Here is a 2,901-nt window from a genome sequence, read left to right on the forward strand (position 1 = left end):
CGCCGGGCCCGCGCGCTCGCCTATGCCGGGCCGGAGCCGGTTCTGTTTCCCGGCACGATCCGCGACAATCTCGCCTACGGCCTGCGCCGGCGCCCGGTGATCCGCGACGACGCCGGCAGCCCGGAGCGTGCGCGGCGCCGGCGCGCGGAGGCGCGGCGGACCGGAAACCCGATCGAGGATGCGAGCGATCCCTGGATCGACTACGCCGCCCTGGGCCTGGCGGACGCCGCCGCCCTCGACGCGCGGATGCTCGACCTGCTGCAGCGCCTCGGGATGGGCGACGACCTCTACCGCTTCGGCCTCAGCGCCTACAGCTTGGTGCACCACGAGTCCGAGCCCGGGCGTCGGGTCGTCGCCGCGCGCCGGCACCTGCAGCAGCACTTCGCGGCCGCGGGCATGGCCGACCTCGTGATCCCGTTCGATCCGCGCCGCTACAACGAGCAGGCGACGATCGCGGAGAACCTCCTGTTCGGCGTGCCGACCGTTCCGGAACTGACCGGGCGCAACCTCGCGTCCGAACCGCGCTTCCGCGCTGCCCTCGACAAGCTGTTCCTGCTCGACGACCTCGCCCGGATGGGCGTGGCGATCGCCCGGAACCTGGTCGACATCTTCCGCGACGTGCCACCGGGCCATCCGCTGTTCCGCAGGTTTTCGCTGATCGCGCCGGACGAGCTGCCGGTCTTCGAGCAGCGGCTCTCGGCCCTCGGTGCCGACGAGGCGCCGCCGGCGGCCGACAACGAGGCGTTCCTCGCCCTCGCCCTGGCCTACGTCGAGCCGCGCCAACGGCTCGGCCTCCTCGATGCGCCTTATCGGGCGCGGCTGGTGGCGGCGCGCTACACGGTCCGCGAGGCGCTTCGACGGGAGGACGGCACCGAGGACGTCGAGCCCTACGATCCCGAGCGGATCAACCGGCACAGCTCGATCCTCGATGCGCTGCTCTTCGGCCGGATCAACACCGCGCGGATGCACGGCGAAGCCGAGATCCAACGCCAGGTCCGCCTCGTCGTGCAGGAGTTCGACCTGGAACGCCGCATCCGCCTGCGCGGGCTGGATTTCCCCGTCGGCAACCGCGGCCGCCTGCTCACCCCGCGCCAGCAGGCGCTCGTCGACCTCGCCCGCGCGATCCTGCGGCGGCCGGAGACCCTGGTGGTCGACGGAACGATCCCGCATCTCGACGGCGGCGCATCGGCCCTGATCGCGGCCGTCACCAGCGGCGGGCCGCAGATCAGCCTCGTCGCGGTCGCGGCGACGGAAGCCGAGGCGGCGCCGTTCCCGGTTCGTCTGCGCTTCGACACGACCGGTTCGGTCCGCGTCGAGACCGCGCCGGAGCCGGAGGTCTCGGTGCCGACCGCGCGTTCGGCCTGAGGCGGCGCGTGAAACGCCGGCTTTCTGCCTGGAATTTCCGTGTTGGAAACCGATTCTGCACTGTCGTCTCGACAAAATGCCGAAGAAGCGTCATGGAATATGGTACGCGTCCGCGCGTTCCTGTCCAAATCCAAGAGAATCATACGCCGCATGTTGCGCAGCCGTGTGCGACGGTCCTTTACCGTCGAGGTCAAGTCGAAGAACCGCCACTCCCTGTCCTGGCCGGATGATCCTACCCCGGCGCCCCTGAACTGGGCCGCGCTCGATCCGGCGCCCGAGACGCCGTCGCCGTTCGATACGGTCTGGCCCGACCAGGCCGCCGCCCCCGCGCCGCCGGTGCCGGCGGAGAAGCCTCGGCGAATCCTGCAGAGCCTGATCCTGGCGGAGCCCGAGCCCGAGGTGGCCGAACCCGTGATCGAGCGCGAGCTTCGGCTTCCGCGCGTGAAGCGGGTGAAGCCTCCGCAGATGCGGTCCGAAAGCCCGCGCGCCGAAGCCGGCCGTTCGGATCAGGCACGATCCGAAATGGTGCGCCCCGATGCGATCTGGTCGTTCGCCGACATCGCGGACGCGTCCTCGGAGCCCGCTGTCGCTGCCCCGGCGATCCCGGCTCCGCCGGTGACCGCCGTCGCTCCGGTCGCCGCAGCGCCTGCCGTGATGCGCAGGCCGACGAAGTCGCGATCGACCGAACCCGCCCTCGCGCCGGGCCAGCGCTGGAAGCGGCGCCTGCCGCGCTCCTGCCGCTAGCCGACGTTTGTGCGAGCCCGGCGCCGGCTCGCTCCCTGCGACGGCACCCGTCGCACGAACGTCCTGTGATCCGGGGATCCTGGGCGCGGCCAGGCGCGGGGCGTCAGGCCGCCCGGCGCACGGCGTAGCGATAGCGGCGCCCCTCTGCGTCGAGCAGCTCGCTGTCGGAGGTCTCGCGCCAGACCACGTCGTCCTCGGGCCGCGCCGCATCGGTCAGCTCGGTGCCGCGCACGATGCTGAGCGCGATGCCGAAACCGTAATTGGTCGCCGTCGCCTCGGTGATGGCCGAGCCGATGTCGGCCTCGTCCGGCAGGCAGGCGAACAGGACGCCGTCGGCGATGGCGAGCGTGTAGGTTCCCATGGCGCGCTCCGCGGTTTTCGAAGCGCCGGACCGTATGAGCTGTTTCCGGCCGTGGAAGGGCGAGGGGTGGGATGCTGCAATGCGGCGGGCGGCGGTTGCCCGCGGGAGCCGCATCGATCCCCCGAACGCAGGTGCGGAATGTCACGCCGCCGGCTTGGGCCGCGCACGCGATCGTGTAGACCGTCGTCGCCCGACCCCATGATCGCCGAACGCCGCGCACGCCCATGACGGACCCGCTTCTCGACCGGCTCACCGACATCCTCGGACCCGACGGCCTCGTCGTCGGCGACGAGCTCGAGAGCCGACCCGCGAGCTGGACCCGTGCCGACGAGCCTTGCGCCGCGGCCGCGCTCGTCCGCCCCCGCAGCACCGAGCACGTTTCGGCGGTGCTCGCCGCCTGCCACGCGGCGGGGCGCGCCGTCGTCCCGCGC

At 72.2% G+C, this 2,901-nt stretch carries 2 protein-coding genes and 2 pseudogenes; 3 read left to right on the plus strand and 1 reads right to left on the minus strand.

Translation table 11 applies throughout. From position 1 onward, the window contains the following. Together FV223_RS30780 and FV223_RS24260 are read left to right on the plus strand one after the other, a co-directional pair. Positions 1-1,365, plus strand: a pseudogene (locus FV223_RS30780) (ABC transporter ATP-binding protein); the annotation flags it as partial. A 42-nt stretch (positions 1,366-1,407) separates the two neighbouring features. Continuing rightward, positions 1,408-2,109 (plus strand): hypothetical protein, encoded by a 702-nt coding sequence (locus tag FV223_RS24260; RefSeq protein ID WP_147729369.1) that lies wholly within the window; start codon positions 1,408-1,410, stop codon positions 2,107-2,109. 103 nt (positions 2,110-2,212) lie between these two features. Here the strand turns inward: FV223_RS24260 and FV223_RS24265 are convergent, their stop codons facing one another. Continuing rightward, positions 2,213-2,470 carry a hypothetical protein gene (locus FV223_RS24265; RefSeq protein WP_147729370.1) on the minus strand — a complete coding sequence of 86 codons (258 nt, stop codon included), beginning with the start codon at positions 2,468-2,470 and terminating at the stop codon, positions 2,213-2,215. Positions 2,471-2,694: 224 nt separating this feature from the next. Here FV223_RS24265 and FV223_RS24270 point away from each other — a divergent pair. Continuing rightward, positions 2,695-2,901, plus strand: a pseudogene (locus tag FV223_RS24270) (FAD-binding oxidoreductase); the annotation flags it as partial.

The sequence above is a fragment of the Methylobacterium sp. WL116 genome, assembly GCF_008039455.1.
Lineage (GTDB): Bacteria > Pseudomonadota > Alphaproteobacteria > Rhizobiales > Beijerinckiaceae > Methylobacterium.